The organism is Pelatocladus sp. (genome assembly GCF_059505505.1).
Genome location: NZ_JCACKS010000052.1, coordinates 34,159 through 54,586, shown reverse-complemented (window position 1 = coordinate 54,586; position 20,428 = coordinate 34,159). Strand labels below are relative to the sequence as shown.

The window sequence follows — 20,428 nt, the reverse complement described above, 5'->3', positions numbered from 1 at the left end:
ATTGGAATTGAACAATCAAAATGCAAGAAAAAATTCAGGGTTTTCCACTATCTCCTCAACAGAAGCACCTTTGGTTAGTACAGCAAGGTAGTAATTTATATTGTAATCAATGTGCTGTTCTAATTGAAGGAGATTTACAGGTAGAAATATTAAGAGAAGCGTTAAATAAAGTTATTTATAGAAACGAGATTCTTCGCACACATTTTCATTTTTTGCGTGGTTTTAAAACACCTATTCAAGTAATAGATACTAATAGCAATGTATTTTTAAAAAATTACTATTTAAGAAATAAATATTCTCAAGAGGAAGAGATAGAAGCGCTCTTTGATAAATTCAGAGAACAGTCTATTGGGCAAGGGTTAAAATTTGAATTGGTAAGTTTTGCTTCCAAAAAACACATTTTATTTGTAAACTTACTATCCCTGTGTTCTGACTGTAAAACATTGAAAAATTTAGTTTATGAAATTAGTTACTATTATAGTACCTGTTTGCAGAATACAGAGCTAAATGAAGAACCATTACAATATGCTGATGTCGCTGCGTGGCAGAATGAATTAGTTGAGGCAGAAGGGACTACAATAAGAACAAATTACTGGCAGCAAGTAGATTTTTCGGCTCTGGATAGCTTAAAGCTTCCTTTTGAGAATTCTTTTTCTCAAAAATCAGAATTTGAACCTCAAGTTATTAGGTTAGTGATTCACAGCGATTTACTCACTAAAATTGCTGCAATATCCCAAAAATATCAAATTTCGATAGATAGATTTTTTCTTACTTGTTGGCAAATTCTACTTTGGCGTCTGACTGGACAATCAAATTTAATTACGGGTGTAGGATGTGAAGGACGCAACTATGAAGAATTAAAAACAGCACTAGGTTTATTTGCCAAATACTTACCGCTTGTTTATCACTTGCAGGCAAATCATACATTCACTGAAACCTTAATACAGGTTAACAAGTTAACAGATGAAATGCTTGAATGGCAAGACAGTTTTAATTGGGATGCATTTGCAAAAACAAGTGCGGGTGATAGAGAGCAGTCATTTTTACTATTTTGTTTTGATTTTGAAGACATAGTTAATAATTATAATGTTGGTGAAGTAGCATTTACAATTTATCAGCATGACGTCTGCTTGGACAGATTTAAAGTGAAACTTTCTTGTGTTCGTACACAAAATGATATAGTCAAAGTAGAATTTCACTATGATGCTAATCTTTTCCCTAAAAAAGATATTAAACGTTTGGCGAGCCAGTGGCAAACTTTGTTAATGAGCGTTATTAATAACCCCTCTTCAGCTATATCACAGTTGAACCTTCTCAATGAACAAGAGCGGGAACAACTCTTAGTTGCATTCAACAACACTAAAACAGCAGAGCTAAAATATAAATGTCTCCACAACTGGTTTGAACAGCAGTGCGACCGTACACCAGACAACATTGCAGTTATTTATGAAAATCAGCAATTTACCTACCAAAAATTGAATAATCTTGCTAACCAGCTATCTCATTACCTACAACAATTAGGTGTGAAACCAGATGTAATGGTAGGACTTTGTGTCGAAAGATCGCCTTTAATGTTGATTGGACTTTTAGGCACCTTAAAAGCAGGTGGAGCTTATGTACCAATTGATCCTAGCTATCCTTTAGAAAGAAAAGATTTTATCCTCAACGATTCTCAAATGCCAGTGCTGTTGACTCAACAGCATTTAATTGCCGATTTAGATATAAATGAAATTAAAGTAGTTTGTATAGATAGTGATTGGCAAGTCATAAACCAACAAAAAATCGACAATCCAACTACAACAACAACCGAATTAAATTTAGCTTATGTTATTTACACCTCTGGTTCCACTGGTAAACCAAAGGGTACTCTAATTCCTCATCAAGGATTAGTTAATTATCTAAGTTGGTGTACTCAAGCATACGCAGTAGAACAAGGAATAGGAACTTTAGTTCACTCACCTTTGGGTTTTGACTTAACAATTACCAGTCTTTTGTCTCCTTTATTAGTTGGTCGTACAGTCGAATTACTATCAGAAGAAAAAGGCATAGAAACCCTTTCTCAAGCTTTAAAGAAAAGCTCGAATTTAAGTTTGCTGAAAATTACCCCTGCTCACTTGGACTTGCTTAAGCAACAGTTATCTAGAGAAGAGATAGCAAATAAAACTAGAGCTTTTATTATTGGTGGGGAAAATTTATTAGCCCAAAGCATCACCTTCTGGCAAGATGTAGCTCCAGATACGATATTAGTAAACGAATACGGCCCTACAGAGACAGTGGTAGGCTGCTGTGTTTATCAGGTTCCAGTCGGTAAACATTCTTCAGGTTCTATACCTATTGGTAAGCCGATCGCTAATACCCAATTGTATATTTTAGATCAATCTTTGCAACCAGTACCAATGGGAGTAGCGGGTGAATTACACATTGGTGGACTGGGATTAGCCAGAGGTTATCTAAATCAACCTGACTTAACAGCCCTGAAATTTATTCCCAATCCCTTCAGCAACAAACAGGGCGATCACCTTTATAAAACTGACGACCTAGCCCGCTATTTACCAAGTGGAGATATTGAGTATATAGGTAGAATTGACAACCAAATAAAAATTCGAGGATTCCGCATTGAATTGGGGGAAATTGAAGCGGTTATAAATCAACACCCCGCAGTGGGAGAAACCGTAGTTGTAGTTAGCGAGGAATCGGTAAATTCTCAACGAATAGTCGCCTATCTAGTTCCTCAAAAAGAGCAAACACTGGCAATTACTGAATTACGTAGCTTTTTGGAGTCGAAGCTGCCAAGCTACATGGTACCAAAAGCTTTTGTGACATTGGAGGCGCTACCATTAACACCCAATGGTAAGGTTGACCGCAAAGCACTACCCTTAGCTGATACAAATCGCCCAGAGTTGAAAGTTGTCTATCAAGCACCTCAAACTGAAACAGAACAAGCTATTGCTGATATTTGGCAAAAATTACTTAACCTTGAAGACATAGGAATTCATGATAACTTCTTTGAACTTGGTGGACATTCATTGCTTCTAGTTCAAGTTCATAGCCAATTATGTGAAATGTTTAAAAAAGATTTATCACTAATTGAACTATTCAGATATCCAACCATCAGTTCTTTGGCTGAGTTTATTTGTCTATTTAATAATTATGAATCATCAGATTTCAATCACAAGGATGATCGTTCTAAACAGTTAGAGGAAGGTAAAACTAGAATTAAACAATTTCTGAAAATTAGTAAAAAGGTTAAATAATATGAATAATTCAGTTCATTTCCACCAAACGGGTTTAGAAATAGCTATTGTTGGCATGGCAGGACGTTTTCCTGGTTCTAAAAATATTGAGGAATTTTGGCAAAACTTAAGAGATGGTGTAGAGTCAATAGTGCATTTTACAGATGAAGAACTCAAATCTTTGGGAATTGACATTGCCGTACTGAGTAATCCTAATTATGTTAGAGCCAAAGGTGTATTAGAAAATATAGAATTGTTTGATGCTCCCTTTTTTGGCTTCAATCCCAGAGAAGCAGAAGTTATTAATCCCCAACAGCGTATTTTCTTAGAGTGTGCTTGGCAAGCCCTTGAAAGTGCTGGCTATGATTCCAAGCAATATAAAGGATTGATTGGCGTTTATGCTGGTATGGGTATCGATGATTATTTAATTAACCTTTATTCAAATCAAAATATTAGGAATTATATTGATACTCAACAGCTTGTTTTTGGAAATGATAAAGATTTCATCACAACACGAGTTTCTTATAAGTTAGACCTAGAAGGACCTTCTGTAGATGTTCAAACAGCCTGTTCTACTTCATTAGTTGCTGTACATTTAGCTTGTCGAAGTTTGCTTGGTGGTGAATGTGATATGGTCTTAGCCGGTGGTGTTGGAATTAGACCATCACACCCATCAGAAAAATATGGATATTTTTATCAAGAAGGAGGAATTTTATCTCCAGATGGTCACTGTCGTGCCTTTGATGCTAAAGCACAGGGAACTGTTGGCGGTGAGGGTGTAGGAATTGTAGTTTTGAAGCGATTAGAAGATGCCCTAGCCGATAGAGATTGTATTCATGCTGTTATCAAAGGTTCAGCTATCAATAATGATGGGGCTTTCAAAGTTAGCTATACAGCACCTCGTATCGATACTCAAGCGAGCGTGATTAGAGCGGCTCAAACGATTGCTGAAGTTGAACCCGATACAATAACTTACATTGAGGCACATGGGACAGGAACTTCTTTAGGCGACCCGATTGAAATTGCAGCACTGACACAAGCTTTTTATGCTAATGCTGCTAATTCACGGAAGAAAAATTATTGTGCTATTGGTTCAGTTAAAACGAATATTGGACACCTAGATACTACAGCTGGTGTTGCAGGCTTAATAAAAACAGTTTTAGCGCTTAAAAATAAACAGATACCTCCCAGCTTAAATTTTGAGCAGCCTAATCCCAAAATTGATTTTGACAATAGCCCCTTCTACGTTAACACCACACTTTCAGAGTGGAACACTAACGGCATACCCCGCCGTGCTGGAGTGAGTTCATTTGGTATTGGTGGAACTAACGCTCATGTGATCTTGGAAGAAGCTCCAACGTCTCAACCCTCTAGCCTTTCTCGTTCTTGGCAGTTGCTATTCCTTTCTGCAAAAACTGAGTCAGCATTGGAAACTGCCACAGTAAATTTACTTACTCACCTCAAGCAGCATCATGAGTTAAACTTAGCCGATGTTGCATATACTCTACAAGTTAGTCGGCGAGCATTTGAACATCGTCGTATGCTTCTATGTAAGAATTTGGAAGATGCAGTTACAGTTCTGGAAAACCTAGATTCACAGAGAACATTTACTCATTTCCAAGAACCTTGTAATAGACAAATTGTGTTTATGTTTTCTGGTCAAGGTTCACAGTATGTGAATATGGCGCGAGAGTTATATGAGACTGAGTTAGTATTTCGGAAACATATAGATGAGTGCTGTGAAATACTTCAATCTCATCTTGGCGTTGACTTATGCACGATTTTATATCCAAATGAAGATAAGACAGAAGTTGGCACACAACAATTGCTACAAACTCAGATTACTCAGCCAGCGCTATTCGTTATTGAGTACGCCCTAGCTCTGTTGTTGATATCCTGGGGTATATCTCCAACGGCAATGATTGGTCACAGTATAGGGGAGTATGTAGCTGCTACTTTGGCTGGAGTATTTTCTTTAGAAGATGCTTTGGCGATAGTAGCAACACGAGGAAAACTGATGCAGCAGTTACCTGATGGTGCGATGCTCTCGATTGGGCTGACACAAAAGGAGGTACAACAACTTTTAGAGCAGGAAGTGTCTCTAGCTGCAAGTAATGCACCTTCTTCCTGTGTGGTATCGGGTTCCACAGAAGCGATAGACCAATTGCAACAGGAGCTACAACAAATAGGTGTAAGCTGTAGACGTTTGCACACTTCCCATGCCTTTCATTCTCAAATGATGGAACCCATCATTGAGACCTTTGTCCAATTTCTACAAAAGGTTAAACTAAATCCACACCAAATTCCTTTTATATCCAACCTCAGCGGTACTTGGATTACAACAGCCCAAGCAACAGACCCTAATTATTGGGCAAAACATCTGAGGCAGCCTGTACGTTTTTGCGAAGGAATTACTGAGTTAGCGAAAACACCTGAAACATTATTCTTGGAAGTAGGACCAGGACGAACGTTAAGCACTTTTGTTAAACAACATCAAAAAGAAGAATCCCTAGTACTGACATCACTTCGTCACCCTCAACAGCAAGAATCAGATGTCGCATTTTTACTTAATAGTTTAGGTAAGCTGTGGCTATTTGGTGTGAAAGTAGATTGGCCAGGTTTTTATACTTACGAGCACCGTCATCGCATTCCTTTACCAACCTATCCTTTTGAACGCCAGCGTTACTGGATTGAACCACAGGCTTCTTTGCAACAGATAACAAAGGACAGAAAACAGAGCGAGAAGCTTTTCAATTCCCTGCTCTGGAGATCTTTGGTCAAAGCTGCTGAGGATCAAGCTTGTGCAGGAGTTAAGGAATTTGATGAGCAATTATATCTGGCGAACAAACAATGCTTGGAGGGTTTATGCACTGCTTACATGAACCTTGGTCTAAAGCATTTAGGTGCTTTTAGCAATCCAAACAAACAGTATTCCATTGAGGAGTTGTTTGAGCAATGTCAAATTATTCCTCGCTATCGCCAATTATTGTGTCGTTGGCTGAATGTACTCGTAGAGCAAGGTCAACTACAGCAAGATCGGGGACTATTTACCAACCTTGCATCATTTTCAACAGATATTAATACTCTTTTAGAAGAAGTAAAAATTCAATTTGCTGATACACCTAAAGTAGTGGATGTTGTCCAGCAGTGTGGAGAAAATTTGGCAACCATACTGACTGGTAAACAAGAACCGTTAGAGTTGTATGTAGCTTTGACTCAAAAGAGATCAGCACAGATAGCCCAAGATTCAGATCAAAAGTTACCCCTGTATGAGTACTATAAGGGAATTATCCAGGCAAGTCTAGAGCAAGTGGTGAAGTTATTACCACCGGATGTCAACCTGAGAATTCTGGAAATCGGCGGTGGAAACGGAATTGCTACAGAAGTTCTGCTCCCAATTTTGCCATCGAAGCAAACTAACTACACTTTTACGGATGTGGGTGGTTTGTTCCTGCAATTAGCCGAACAAAAATTTAGCGCCTATCCTTTTGTTGAATATCGCTTGCTAGATATTGAGCGACCTCCAAGCGAGCAGGGTTACTCAACGCACAGCTTTGATGTAGTAGTAGCTGTCAATGTGCTGCACGTTACTCGAAACATGACACAAACCTTAGAGCATGTACGCTCTTTGCTAGCCCCTGGAGCCTTTTTACTGATTTGGGAAATCACACAACCTCAGATAGAATTTGACATGACCGAAGGTCTGCTCATGAATCCGCTTGAGGATGAAGAACGCAGCCAAGGAAATCCGTTTTTATCAAAAGAGCAGTGGGAGGAAGCGCTATACGATCATGGGTTTGTTGAGGTAGTGGCTCTATCTGAGACTGAAGCTTTTGGGCACGATGTTCTGGTGGCTCAGGCTTCGACGTCGGTAGATTTATCAGCATCGTCAGCATTTACTGTATTGGTTGAGCAAAAAAAAGCTGATCAGATGCATCAATTCTCATTAAACAAGAAAGCCCACATTGCTGATTGGTTCTATATTCCATCATGGAAACGCTCGATGCTACCGCAACCTTTTAAATTTAAGGTTCAGGGGGTTCAGCCCGGATGCTGGTTAGTATTTATTGATGAGTGCGGTTTGGGTTTGAAAATAGTGAAGCAACTTGAACTTGAGGGTCAGAATGTAGTTACGGTAAGTATCGGAGAGCAATTTACCAACGAAAGCAAATCTCTTAAACGCATATATACCATCAACCCTCGACAACAAGAAGATTATTATGCCCTGCTTGAAGAACTTCACACACTCGACTTAACTCCAAAAACAATTGTTCATTTATGGAGTGTCACGCCGAAGGGTAACACAGAATTGTCAATCGAGTCTCTTGAGAAGTCTGAAGTTCTATGCTTTTACAGCCTGATCTTTCTAGCACAAGCACTCGAAAAACAAAATCTGACAGATTCCTTTCAAATTGGGATTGTGTCAAACAATATTCAGGAAGTAGTAACTTCAGATCTGCTGTACCCAGAAAAGGCAATAGCTCTTGGAGCTTGTAAGGTGATTTCCCAAGAGTACCCGAACATAATCTGCCGTAGCATTGATGTTGTTATTCCCGAAACAGAAAGTTGGCAAGAAAAAAAACTTATAGATCAGCTGCTGGCGGAACTCACTACCGAGCCATTTGATCGGGTTGTAACCTACCGTGGAAATTATCGCTGGGTGCAGACTTTTGAACCCATCCGATTGAATGAAGCCGCCGAAGGAAAACCTCGGTTAAGGGAAGGAGGAGTCTATCTGATCACAGGAGGATTGGGAGGCGTTGGTCTCCTTAATGCAGAATATTTGGCAAAGACTGTACATGCAAAGCTAATACTGGTAGGACGTTCGGCTTTTCCTAATCGAGATGAGTGGTTACAATGGCTATCAGATCATGACGAGCAGGATAGCATAAGTCATAAAATCCGGAAATTGCAAGAACTTGAGACTTTGGGAGCAGAGGTTCTGGTGATCAACACCGATGTTACCAATCGAGAACACATGAAAACAACAATCACTCAAGTAAACAATCGATTTGGTAAAATTCATGGAGTCATCCATAATGCTGTAGAAAATAAAGAAGGATTAATTGCACAAAAAACGTTTGAAACGGGACGAGTTATTCTTACACCCAAAATCATGGGAACATTAGTACTCCATGATCTTTTCAAAGATGCTGATCTGGATTTTTTTGTACTGACTTCATCACAAGCTTCAGTTATAGGTGGAATAGGGCAAGTGGAATATGCCGCTCGATGTGCCTTTCTTGACGCATTTGCATTCTATAGTACCTCCAAGTATGACATGTTCATTAGAACCATGAACTGGAATAGATGGAATACTGCAGAATGGATAGCTAAAACAAACTTAACGCGTGTGTCAGAATTAACACTTGAAGAAGCAGCATTAAGCCTTGAAGAAGGCATGGAGGCTTTTAGGCGTATTCTGTTTTGTAGCACAATGCCTCAGGTAGTTGTATCAAATAGTGATTTTAATCACCTGATTAATCATAACTTGATCAATCTGAAAGATACTCTCGATTCTTTAGAGGAAGAATTTAGTAGAATTAGTCGAGCCAAAGCAACTCACAAGCGCCCCAACCTAAGAAATGATTATGTTGCTCCACGTAACGAGATTGAATGGACTCTGGCTGACATCTGGCAAGGAACGTTTGGTATTGAACAAGTGGGCATTCACGATAACTTTTTTGAGTTAGGAGGAGATTCTTTACTTATTACAGTTGTCCTTTCTCGGCTCCGTAAAACTTTCAAGATAGAACTGCCTTATAAAAGCTTCTTTGATAAACCTACCATGGCTGAACTGGCTGAGGTTATTGTACAAATATTGGCTGAGCAGACAGATCGAGAACAGCAGATTCAGATGCTAGCAGAAATCGAGAAACTCTCGGAAGAGAAAGCACAAGCAATGCTTGTCTTGGAAGAGCGATTGATTGAAGCAGGAGATAACAATGAGTGACCTTTCTCAGCAGATTGCTAATCTTTCCCCAAAGAAACGCGAGCTTTTTTTGCAAAGGCTTAACAAAAAAAAGGAAGATGTCTTCTTACAAAAACAAATCAAGTTCCAAGGTCGAAAGTCCAACTGTTTTCCTCTGTCCTTTGCCCAACAAATGCTATGGATTTTAGACCAGCTGCAGCCAGGTAACTCTGCACATCACATACCCATTATTTTACGTCTCACAGGTTCTCTCAACATAGCTGCACTTTTGCAAACTTTTAACGAAATCATAAGCCGTCATGAAGCGCTGCGAAGCAATTTCCAAACATTTGAAGGACAACCAATAGCTGTCATCTCAGAAGAAAAACCCATAACGCTATCGATATTCGATATTAGCGACCTGGCAGAAAATCAACAACAAGCCGAAATTAAACAACAAGCAGCACAAGAAGCACAACAACCCTTTGACATTAGCAACGACCATCTACTGAGGGTAAAACTGTTACGTCTTGGAGAGGAAGAACATATCGTCCTGCTAACAATCCACCACATTGTCTTTGACGGTTGGTCAATCGGCGTATTAGTAGAAGAATTAGCAAAACTTTATCAAGCCTTTTGTAATGGACAACCCTCTCCATTACCTACGTTACCGATACAGTATGTGGACTTCGCTGTTTGGCAACGACAATGGTTACAAGGTGAGGTACTAAAATCTCAAATTTCTTACTGGCGAAAGCAGTTAGAGAACGCGCCAAGAGTATTAGAATTACCTACAGACTACCCGAGACCAGCAGTTCAAACTTACCGTGGTGCAACTTACTCATTTGAGTTATCGAAAGAACTATCCGTATCCCTCAATAAATTAAGCCAGCAGCAGGGAAGTACTTTATTTATGACCCTGTTAGCAGGTTTTCAAATACTGCTATGGCGTTATACAGGTCAACAAGACATTGTGGTTGGCTCACCTATTGCTAACCGCAACCGAGAAGAAATAGAAGAGTTGATTGGATTTTTTGTCAATACCCTAGTGTTGAGAACTAACTTGGCAGGAAATCCCAGTTTTGAAGAGCTACTCAAGCAGGTGCGGGAAGTAGCACTAGGAGCTTATGCACATCAGGATTTACCTTTTGAGTTGTTAGTTGAGCAATTGCAACCACAGCGAGACTTAAGCCATACACCACTATTTCAAGTCATGTTTGTGCTTCAGAATGCGCCAATGCCAGCTTTAGAGTTGCCTGGTTTAACTTTAACTCAGTTGGAAAGTGATAGTGGTAGTGTCCCGTTTGATTTAACCCTGACGATGACAGAAACGGAGTCAGGATTAGTTGGAAGTTTTGAATACAGTACTGATTTATTTGCTCAAAGTTCTATACACAGAATGGTAGGTCACTTGCAAACGTTGCTTGAAGCAATTGTTGCAAATCCGCAGCAGCGTTTGTCAGATTTACCACTTTTGACAGGAGTTGAGCAGAATCAATTGCTGCAGGAGTGGAATAATATAGAAATTGAATATCCCCAGGATAAATGTATCCATGAATTATTTGAAGCACAAGTAGAGAAAACACCTGATGCGATCGCAGTCGTATTTGAAAATCAACAGTTAAGTTATAGAGAATTAAATCGACGAGCTAATCAGTTGGCACACTACTTGCGTTCAGCGAAGCTGTCGCGTAGCGATTCGCTGGGAGTAAAACCAGAGGTATTGGTCGGGATTTGTGTCGAACGCTCTCTAGAGATGAGTATAGCCATTTTAGGCATCCTCAAGGCAGGAGCAGCCTATGTACCCATTGACGTAAATTATCCAAAAGAGCGGATTGAATATATATTAGAAGATGCTCAAGTGGAAATTCTCTTGACTCAACAGCATCTAGAAGTTGAATTGCCTAAACACCAAGCATCACTATTGTATTTAGAGCGCAATTGGTCAGATATTGCCCAACAATCAACCCAGAATTGTCGCAGCCAAGTCACCTCGGAAAACTTAGCCTATGTAATTTACACATCAGGTTCGACAGGCAAACCAAAAGGGGTAGCAGTAAACCATCAGGCATTAGTCAATTACACTTTAGAAATTGCCGAGCAGTTTCAGCTACAAAAGAGCGATCGCTTCCTTCAATTTGCCTCAATTGGTTTTGACGTAGTAGTTGAAGAACTCTTTCCCACTTGGATAAAAGGAGCTACAGTAGTCCTGCTAGAAAATAAGGAGCTAATCTCCTGTAGCGAATTCCAGCAATTAATTAATAAACAACAGTTAACGGTATTTGAGTTACCTACAGCTTACTGGCATCAATGGGTATCAGAACTAGCTTCAAATCAAGATCAAGTACCTAGTTGTGTTCGATTTGCGATTGTGGGGGGAGAAAGAATCTCCGCTGAAAGATTGAGACAATGGCAGCAATGGCAGACCCCGCTAGTTCATGTATACGGACTTACTGAAACAACAGTCACCTCAACACTCTATCACTTAAACAGTGAGATAGAAGCACTAGATATAGGCAATTCCCTTTCGATTGGAAGAGCGATCGCTAATACACAAATATACTTACTAGACTCTCATCTACAACCTGTACCAGTAGGAGTAGCAGGAGAAATATACATAGGAGGAGCAGGAATAGCCAGAGGATATATTAATCGAGCAGAATTAACCGCCCTTAGATTTATTCCCAATCCCTTTAGCACTAAACCAGGTTCCCGACTATATAAAACAGGAGATTTAGCCCGATATTTAAAAAATGGAGAAATTGAGTATATTGGCAGAATTGACCATCAAGTTAAACTCAGAGGATTCCGCATTGAACTAGGAGAAATAGAAGCGGTATTAAACCAACATCCAGAAGTCAGAGAGTGTGTAGCAATTGACCGAGAAGATATACCAGGTCAAAAACGATTGGTTGCTTATCTAGTACCTGAAAAATCAGGGGAATTAGCGATCGCGAAAGTGCGGAGTTTTCTTAAACGTCAACTTCCAGACTACATGATTCCCTCTGCTTTCGTCGAATTAAAAACTTTACCACTGACATCTAATGGTAAGATAGATAGAAAAGCATTACCCACACCTGATAACATACGTCCCCAATTGGAGGCGGTTTATCAGCCACCCCAAACTGAAATAGAACAAACTATTGCTGATATTTGGCAAAAGTTACTTAAACTTGAAGACGTAGGAATGCATGATAACTTCTTTGAACTTGGTGGTCATTCGCTGCTTTTAGTTCAAGTTCATAGCAAGTTACTTGAACTTTTGAAACGAGATTTATCTCTCCTCGATCTATTTAGATACCCAACCATCAACTCTTTAGCGAATTATTTTAATCAGATGGAAAATCAACAACCATCTCATGATATTATGGCTGGTATGGACGAAAGAATAGCAGATGGAAAAGCCCAACAAAGAAAGCGTCTGCAAAGAATTAAGTCTGTTTAAAATATTTAATCTTAATTAATCTTAATTAAGATTAATTGGTATTTGGGTATCTCGAATTAACCTTAAGTTGCAGGTGTTCAGTAAACAAGTTTGAATAAGTAATTGTATTGAAAAGATTCAAGGAATAATTGAGAGAATGACTATTCCAACAGCATCAACTTCTACTAACGGATCGGAAATAGCGATTATTGGATTGTCAGGAAGATTTCCTGGAGCGAAAAACATTGATGAATTCTGGAATAATCTTCAAAATGGCATAGAATCAATCTCTTTTTTCAGTGACGAAGAACTGTTGGAAGCAGGAATAGATGAAGAACTTCTAAGAGACCAAAACTATGTTAAAGCACATGGTGTATTAGAAGATGCCGAATTATTTGATGCTTCTTTTTTTGGATTTAATCCCAGAGAAGCGGAAATCACTGACCCACAGCACCGCATTTTTTTGGAGTGTGCATGGGAAGCTTTAGAAAATGCAGGATATAAATCTGGAATCGAGAAATGTCCAATAGGTGTGTTTGCAGGATGTGACTTGAATTCCTACTTACTCAATGTTTATTCAAATCAAAAGGCTATATCAGTAGATGGACAACAACTAGTAATAGCTTGTGAGAAAGATTTCCTTTGTACACGTACTTCTTATAAGCTTAATCTAACTGGGCCTAGTTACACAGTTCAAACAGCTTGTTCAACATCCTTAGTTGCTGTTCATTTAGCTATCATGAGCTTACTCAATGGTGAATGTGATATCGCTTTAGCTGGTGGTGTTGCCATCGGTGCGGAAAGAAAAGCTGGATATGTATATACAGAAGGGGGAATAGCTTCTCCTGACGGACATTGCCGTGCATTTGATGCTAATGCCCAGGGAGCAGTGGGTGGTGAGGGTGTCGGCATTGTAGTATTAAAGCGATTAGAAGATGCTCTGTTGCATCGCGATACGATTCATGCTGTAATCAAAGGTTCAGCTATCAATAATGATGGTTCATTCAAGGTTAGCTATACAGCACCCCGCATCGACACCCAAGCAAAGGTAATTAGAACAGCCCAATTAGTAGCCGAGGTCGAACCGGAAACTATTACTTACATTGAGGCTCACGGAACCGGAACAGCTTTGGGAGACCCAATTGAAATTGCAGCTTTGACACAAGCTTTTCGCTTAAGTACCCAAAATATTGGATTCTGCGCTATTGGTTCGGTTAAAACCAATATTGGACATTTGGACACAGCAGCTGGAGTGGCGGGATTAATCAAAACAGTCCTAGCCCTGAAGCACAAGCAAATACCTCCGAGTTTGCACTTTACTTCGCCTAATCCTGAAATTGACTTTGCTAACAGTCCTTTCTATGTCAATACCCAACTTGCCGAATGGTCAAGTAATGATACTCCTCGACGTGCTGGAGTTAGTTCCTTTGGGTTAGGGGGAACCAATGCCCATGTGGTTATCGAAGAAGCCCCGGTTGTAGAGACGCGAGATCTCGCGTCTCTACATTCTCGACCTTGGCAATTATTAATGCTATCCGCCAAAACCAGTTCGGCGCTGGAAACGGCGACAACAAATTTAGCTAACTATTTTCAAGAACATCCTGATTTAAATCTTGCTGATGCGGCTTACACATTCCAGGTTGGGCGTAAGGCTTTCGACTATCGGCGCACGGTTGTCTGCCGAGATATTCAAGATGCTGTAAATGCACTTCAAGACCCAAGGCGGGTTATTACTAATACCCAGAAAACTGAGCAACGTTCTGTTGCTTTCATGTTTTCTGGACTGGGAACTCAGTATCTTGATATGGCTGTTGAGCTTTATCAAACTGAGGCAACATTTCGTACCTCTGTTGACCAATGTTGCGAAATCCTTAAACCGCTCCTTGATCTGGATTTGCGAGATGTCTTGTATCCTCAGAAAAACAGCTCAAATGGTAGTAAGCAAAAGCAAGATACCCCCTCAAGTGGGTTAGATTTGCGAAAAATGTTAGGTCGTGGTCAGGAAAAGGCAGATGCAGAGACATTACAGGCAACATCTCTACTAAATCAAACCGTTTTTACTCAACCAGCTATATTTGTTGTTGAATATGCTTTAGCTCAATTGTGGATATCGTGGGGAATTCGTCCTGCGGCAATGATTGGCTACAGCATCGGCGAATATGTAGCAGCAACTCTAGCCGAGGTTTTGTCTTTAAAAGATGCTTTAACCTTAGTAGCTAGAAGGGCGCAAATGATTGAAGAGTTGCCAGAGGGGGCCATGCTGGCAGTGCCGCTTTCAGAGTCAGAAATACAGCCCCTCCTGAATGAAAAAATTTCCATGTCTGCAATCAACGGGTCATCGTTGTGTGTGATTGCAGGTACCAAGGATGCGGTGGAAGAATGGGAACGACAACTGGGCGAGAAAAATTTAATTGGTAAGCGTTTGCAGACTTCTCATGCTTTTCATTCTGTGATGATGGAGGTGATCGCACCTGCCTTTGGTGATTTAGTCAAAACATTTAGCCTGAAACCCCTGAAAATTCCCTATATTTCTAACGTTACCGGCACCTGGATTACAGCAGAGCAAGCAACAGACCCCAGTTATTGGGTGAAGCACCTCTGTCAAGCAGTACGTTTTGCTGAGGGAGTGCAACATCTGTGGCAAAAAGACAATCCGATTTTATTAGAAGTTGGCCCTGGTCAAGCATTAATTAGTTTCGCGTCGCAATGCCTAGAAAGTGAGGATAGAGCTAAATTATTGATGCTTCCCACCCTTCGCCATTCCTACGAGCAACACTCAGATGTCGCCTTTTTTATGAATACATTGGGTCGCCTTTGGCTGGCTGGGGTAGAAGTAGATTGGTCTGCCTTTTATGCTAATGAACAACGCGCTCGTATTTCCTTACCAACCTATCCATTTGAACGTCAGCGTTACTGGATTGATGCCAATCCTGAAGCTAACTTGGCTACGCAAGCGCAGCAAGCATTACACAAAAAACCGAATATTGATGACTGGTTTTACATCCCTTCCTGGAAGCGTTCTCCCCATTTCCCATCAAAGTCATCACAAAAACCATGTTGCTTAGTCTTTGTTGATACTCTTGGAGTTGGTTCGCAAGTTGCAGAGCAGTTGGAATCACAGGGTCATAATGTCGTAAATGTAACAATTGGAGAGCAATTTACCAAGTTACGTGATCGCGCTTACGCAATTAATCCCCAATCCAGTAGTGATTATGATACATTGCTGGCAGAACTTAGCAGATTGGATTTAAATTCAAATGTGATCGCTCACTTTTGGAGCGTTACGGCAAATGATACCTTATCCTCCTATAAGGCGATAGAACAAACAGAATCGTCGCATCAGTTTTTTGAAGAAACCCAAATTTTGGGTTTCTGGAGTTTGCTATTTCTAGTCCAAGCTTTGGGAAGGCGGAATATTTCCGATACTTTGAAGTTAACAGTTGTAACAAGTAATGTACATGATGTAACTGGCGAAGATAGCTTATGTCCTGAAAAATCAACATTACTAGGAGCGTGTAAGGTAATTCCCAAAGAATACCCTAAGATAACTTGCTCTACCATTGACATAGTAATTCCTTCTTACGAAAACCCAGCAGCACCAAAACTCATAGATTATCTTGTCACAGAAATTAGTTCCCAAACAAGTGATGACAGCGATGACATAGTAGCCTATCGAGGTCATCATCGTTGGGTGCAAACTTTTGAACCAGTGCGGCTAGATCAAGACATTGACAGTAAATCTAAGGTAAGAGAAGGAGGAGTTTACTTAATTACTGGGGGACTTGGTGGTATTGGTTTGGCCTTAGCAGAAAATCTAGCTCAGACAGCACATACTAAATTAATTCTTGTTGGACGAAAAGGACTGCCTGAACGCTCACAATGGGAACAATGGTTAGAAACTCATGATAAGCAAGATAGTGTTAGCCGTAAAATTGAAAAAGTTCTGGCACTTGAGAAATTGGGAGCTACTGTTCAAGTTCACAGTGCCGATGTAGCTAATCTTGAGGAAATGCAAGCAGTAGTTGCTCAAGTATGCAAACAATTTGGTCGTATCGATGGTGTCATTCATGCAGCAGGTATTGCTCCAGGTGGCATGATTCAACTCAAGACAAAGGAAATGGCAAATAGCGTATTCGCAGCAAAAGTCAGGGGAACACTAGTAATAGAGAAAGTTTTGAAAGATTTTAAATTGGATTTCTTTGTGCTTTGTTCATCCCACAGTTCTATAGTCAGAGACTTGGGACAAGTAGATTACTGCGCTGCAAATGCTTTTCTTGACGCATATGCCCATCACTGTGCTTACGAATCACGCCAATTCACAACATCAATTAATTGGTGTATATGGCAATTAGGAATGGCTGTAGAGAGTGTAGTGCCAGATGAAATTAAGCAGGTACGCGAAGAAGCCCTCAAAGTAGGAATGACTCCTCAAGAAGGTATTAATGCTTTTAATCGAGTTTTAGAAAGCAACTTACCTAATATAGTTGTATCGACACAAGATTTTCCAGCTTTAATTGAACAAAGTAAATTCGTTCAATCAGTGGAAGAGGAATATGCAATATTAGAAAAGAAATTAGTTTCAGTAAATATTGCTTTACCGAATCATTCCCGTCCTAACTTGGAGAATGATTACGTAGCTCCTCGTAATGAAATTGAAGAAAATTTTGCTCAAATTTGGCAGCAACGTCTTGGAATAGACCAAGTAGGAATTAATGATAATTTTTTTGAATTAGGAGGTGATTCTGTTCTTGCAATTCAAATTGTTGCCAAAGCAAACCAATTAGGCTTCAAGCTAACACCTCAACAAATGTTTCAGCATCAGACTATTGCTGAATTAGCAACAGCAGCGTCTATGCAAGAAACAAAACTAACTGAACGTCCTTTACAAGCAGGGGAAGTATATCTCACACCTATCCAGCATCGGTTCTTTGCTCAAAATCGGCGAGATGTAAATTCCTTTAGCCAGTCCTTACTGTTGGAGGTAAAACAAACCTGCGATCGCCAGTTATTAGAACAGGCTGTAAGATACGTAATTCAATACCACGATGTATTTCGTCTACGCTTTACTCAAACAGAATCTGGGTGGCAACAAATTGAAGCTAATATCAATGATGTAGATGTAATAGAATACGAATATGTCGATTTGACTTCGCTTTCAGAAACAGAGCATGAACATGCTTTGGAGTCTAAAATTAAAGAAATACAAAGTAGCTTCAACCTAAGTGAAGGTTCGCTTGTAAAAGTTGCTTTAATTGAATTGCGATCGCAGAGAAATAGCTACCTAGCAATTGCCATCCATCCTCTTTTAGTAGATACAATCTCTTGGCAAATTTTGCTAGAAGATTTACAAACAGCCTATCAGCAACTCAGCGAAGCAAAAGCGATATATTTACCTGATAAAACGACTTCATTCAGTCAATGGGCACAGCATATCCAAGATTACGCTGAGACTTCAGAAGTTATGCGGGAGCGAAAATACTGGTTAACACAAGCCCAAAAACCTTTCTGCATCCTGCCCGTGGACTATCCTGGTAGGGAAAATACAGGGGCAAACTTTGATATCGTATCCATTTCTTTAGATAAAACACAAACACAAGCCTTATTAAACAATGTCAACAAGGCTTATAATACCCAAATAAATGATGTTCTCCTCACAGCATTGGTGCAAGCATTTGCAAAGTGGACGGGAAAGCCACAACTCTGGGTAGACCTCGAACACAATAGCCGAGAGAAAATATTCAAAAATTTAAGTAATATATTCCTGGATCGTACAGTTGGTTTATTTACAACTTGCTTTCCTGCAAATTTGGATATAACAGAGGGTGACGACGAAGGAAGTGCATTAGTAGCAGTCAAAGATTATTTGCGTAGTATTCCCAATCGAGGTGCTGGATATGATTTGCTTCGCTATATAAGCAGTAATCAGGAGATTCAATCGGAGCTAAAATCATTTCCTCAACCTCAAGTGAGTTTTAAATACTTAGGTAATTTTGACCTACTTCTTTCCCAGCCATCTTTATTTCATTTAACCCAGCAGCCTTTTAAACTGAATCGAAACTCAAGTGCAAATCGGTTTTACTTATTGGAAATAAATGGAGTTATTGTTCAAGAGCAGTTGCAATTGAATTGGATTTACACTACAGAATTTCATCGCCGAAAAACAATTGAAACATTAGCTTTAAATTACATTGAGGCTCTACAAAATTTAATTGCTCACTGTCAGTCTCTTAAAGGACAAAAATTTACAACTTCTGACTTCCCAAAAGCAAACTTGAGCCAAAAAAACTTAGATAAGCTTCTAGCAAAAATTAATCAAGCAAATGAGGATTCAGCACAATGAAAGCAGAAAATATAGAGGATATATTTGAGCTTACACCTGTACAAAAAGGTATACTATTCCATTCTTTGTACGAAAGAGAATTATCATTATATTTTTCTCATTCTCCTATAGGTTTACGTGGTAAATTAAATATCAAGGCTTTTGAAGAAGCATGGCAAAAAATTGTAGACAGACATGCAATTTGGCGTACAGCATTTTACTGGGAAGACATTGATAATCCCTTACAAGTCGTCTATAAAACTGTGAAAATTTCCTTAAATCAATATGATTGGTGCGGTATCGAACAAGCAGAACAGGAAGAGCGTTTGAAATCGTTTTATGATAGCGATCGCAAATTATATTTTGACTTATCGCAGCCATGTCTGATGCGTATAACTTTAATTCGTCTTGCTCATGATTACTATGAATTTGTTTGGAGTACTCATCATATAGTCACAGATGGATGGTCTTCTGCGATAATATTAGATGAGTTCCTACAAATTTATGAAGCACTTTGTGAAGGTAAAGAAATAAGATTTGCATCGAATAGTTCTTTCCGTGATTATATCGACTGGTTACAGGAGCAGGACATAGAAAAAACTGAAGCTTTTTGGAGACAACAATTAGCGGGTATTAAAGCACCAACACCTCTAATTTTTATAGAGAATAAGCAGTTAAAATTGACAGAACAGAGGTACGATCAAGAAAAATTAAAACTGTCAAAAGAAAAGACACAATCACTGTTATGTTTTATCGCAACAAATCGCCTAACTCTAGCTGCATTAATCAATGGAATTTGGTCTATTCTCCTTAGTCGATATACTTGTCGTAGCAACATAGTCTATGGCTGTACAGTCACTGGAAGACCAGTAGACTTAGCAGAAGTAGAGTCAATAACAGGTTTATTTATAAATACTTTGCCCGTAAATTTAAAAATAAATACAGAGCAACATTTGTTACCATGGCTCAAAGATATTCAGACTAAATTAGTCGAATTACGTCATCATGAATACACTTCACTGACACAAATTCAAGGCTGGAGTGAGGTACCCCGAAATTTACCTTTATTTGAAAGTTTTGTTGTGGTTGAGAACACTCCAAGTGGTCAATCTGCACTAAGCTGGAAAGGAAATTTAGAAATTGATATAAGTAAAGGTGAGTATTTCAGAACAAATTATCCTTTAAATTTAGTTATATATCCAGATTTGGAAATGATAGTGGCAATTTCATATGATTCTCGGAGATTTGATATTGCTACAATTTCTGGAATACTTGCAGATTTTCAAGTAGCTTTAGAATATATAATGGCTAATCCTTTTGTCAAAATTAAAGAGTTATCGTTTTCAACAGCAAGACAACAGGAAATATCAAAATATTTAGAAAAAGAAGCTGTATTATTTGATTAGTAATTAGCTTTAATACGTTAACAAAGATACTAATCTAGTGAGTAAATTCACAAGCAATATAATCGAAATGCAGTAATTATAGATATTGAAAAAATTGCCATCATCGAAAAAAATTCAAGTAATCAAATCAGAAAA

General features: G+C 39.2%; 5 protein-coding genes. All 5 read left to right on the top strand.

Annotated elements, in window-relative coordinates; genetic code table 11:
• Window positions 1–20: 20 nt before the first annotated feature.
• The 5 genes from AC5JMK_RS05425 to AC5JMK_RS05405 all read left to right on the top strand — a co-directional run bounded on the left by AC5JMK_RS05425 (window position 21) and on the right by AC5JMK_RS05405 (window position 20,293).
• Entirely contained in the window at window positions 21–3,254 is a 3,234-nt protein-coding gene (locus AC5JMK_RS05425; protein WP_495909575.1) for a non-ribosomal peptide synthetase, read from the top strand.
• 1 nt (window position 3,255) lies between these two features.
• The gene (locus AC5JMK_RS05420) at window positions 3,256–9,186 is read left to right on the top strand and encodes an SDR family NAD(P)-dependent oxidoreductase (protein ID WP_495909574.1); all 5,931 of its coding nucleotides are present in this window, start codon (window positions 3,256–3,258) and stop codon (window positions 9,184–9,186) included.
• A complete protein-coding gene (locus AC5JMK_RS05415; RefSeq protein WP_495909573.1) occupies window positions 9,179–12,589 on the top strand; it encodes a non-ribosomal peptide synthetase in 3,411 nt (1,136 codons plus the stop codon). Before AC5JMK_RS05420 ends, AC5JMK_RS05415 begins: the two co-directional genes overlap by 8 nt.
• Window positions 12,590–12,725: 136 nt before the next feature.
• Entirely contained in the window at window positions 12,726–18,908 is a 6,183-nt protein-coding gene (locus AC5JMK_RS05410) for an SDR family NAD(P)-dependent oxidoreductase (RefSeq protein WP_495909572.1), read from the top strand.
• A complete protein-coding gene (locus tag AC5JMK_RS05405) occupies window positions 18,905–20,293 on the top strand; it encodes a condensation domain-containing protein (RefSeq protein ID WP_495909571.1) in 1,389 nt (462 codons plus the stop codon). Before AC5JMK_RS05410 ends, AC5JMK_RS05405 begins: the two co-directional genes overlap by 4 nt.
• Window positions 20,294–20,428: the final 135 nt, after the last annotated feature.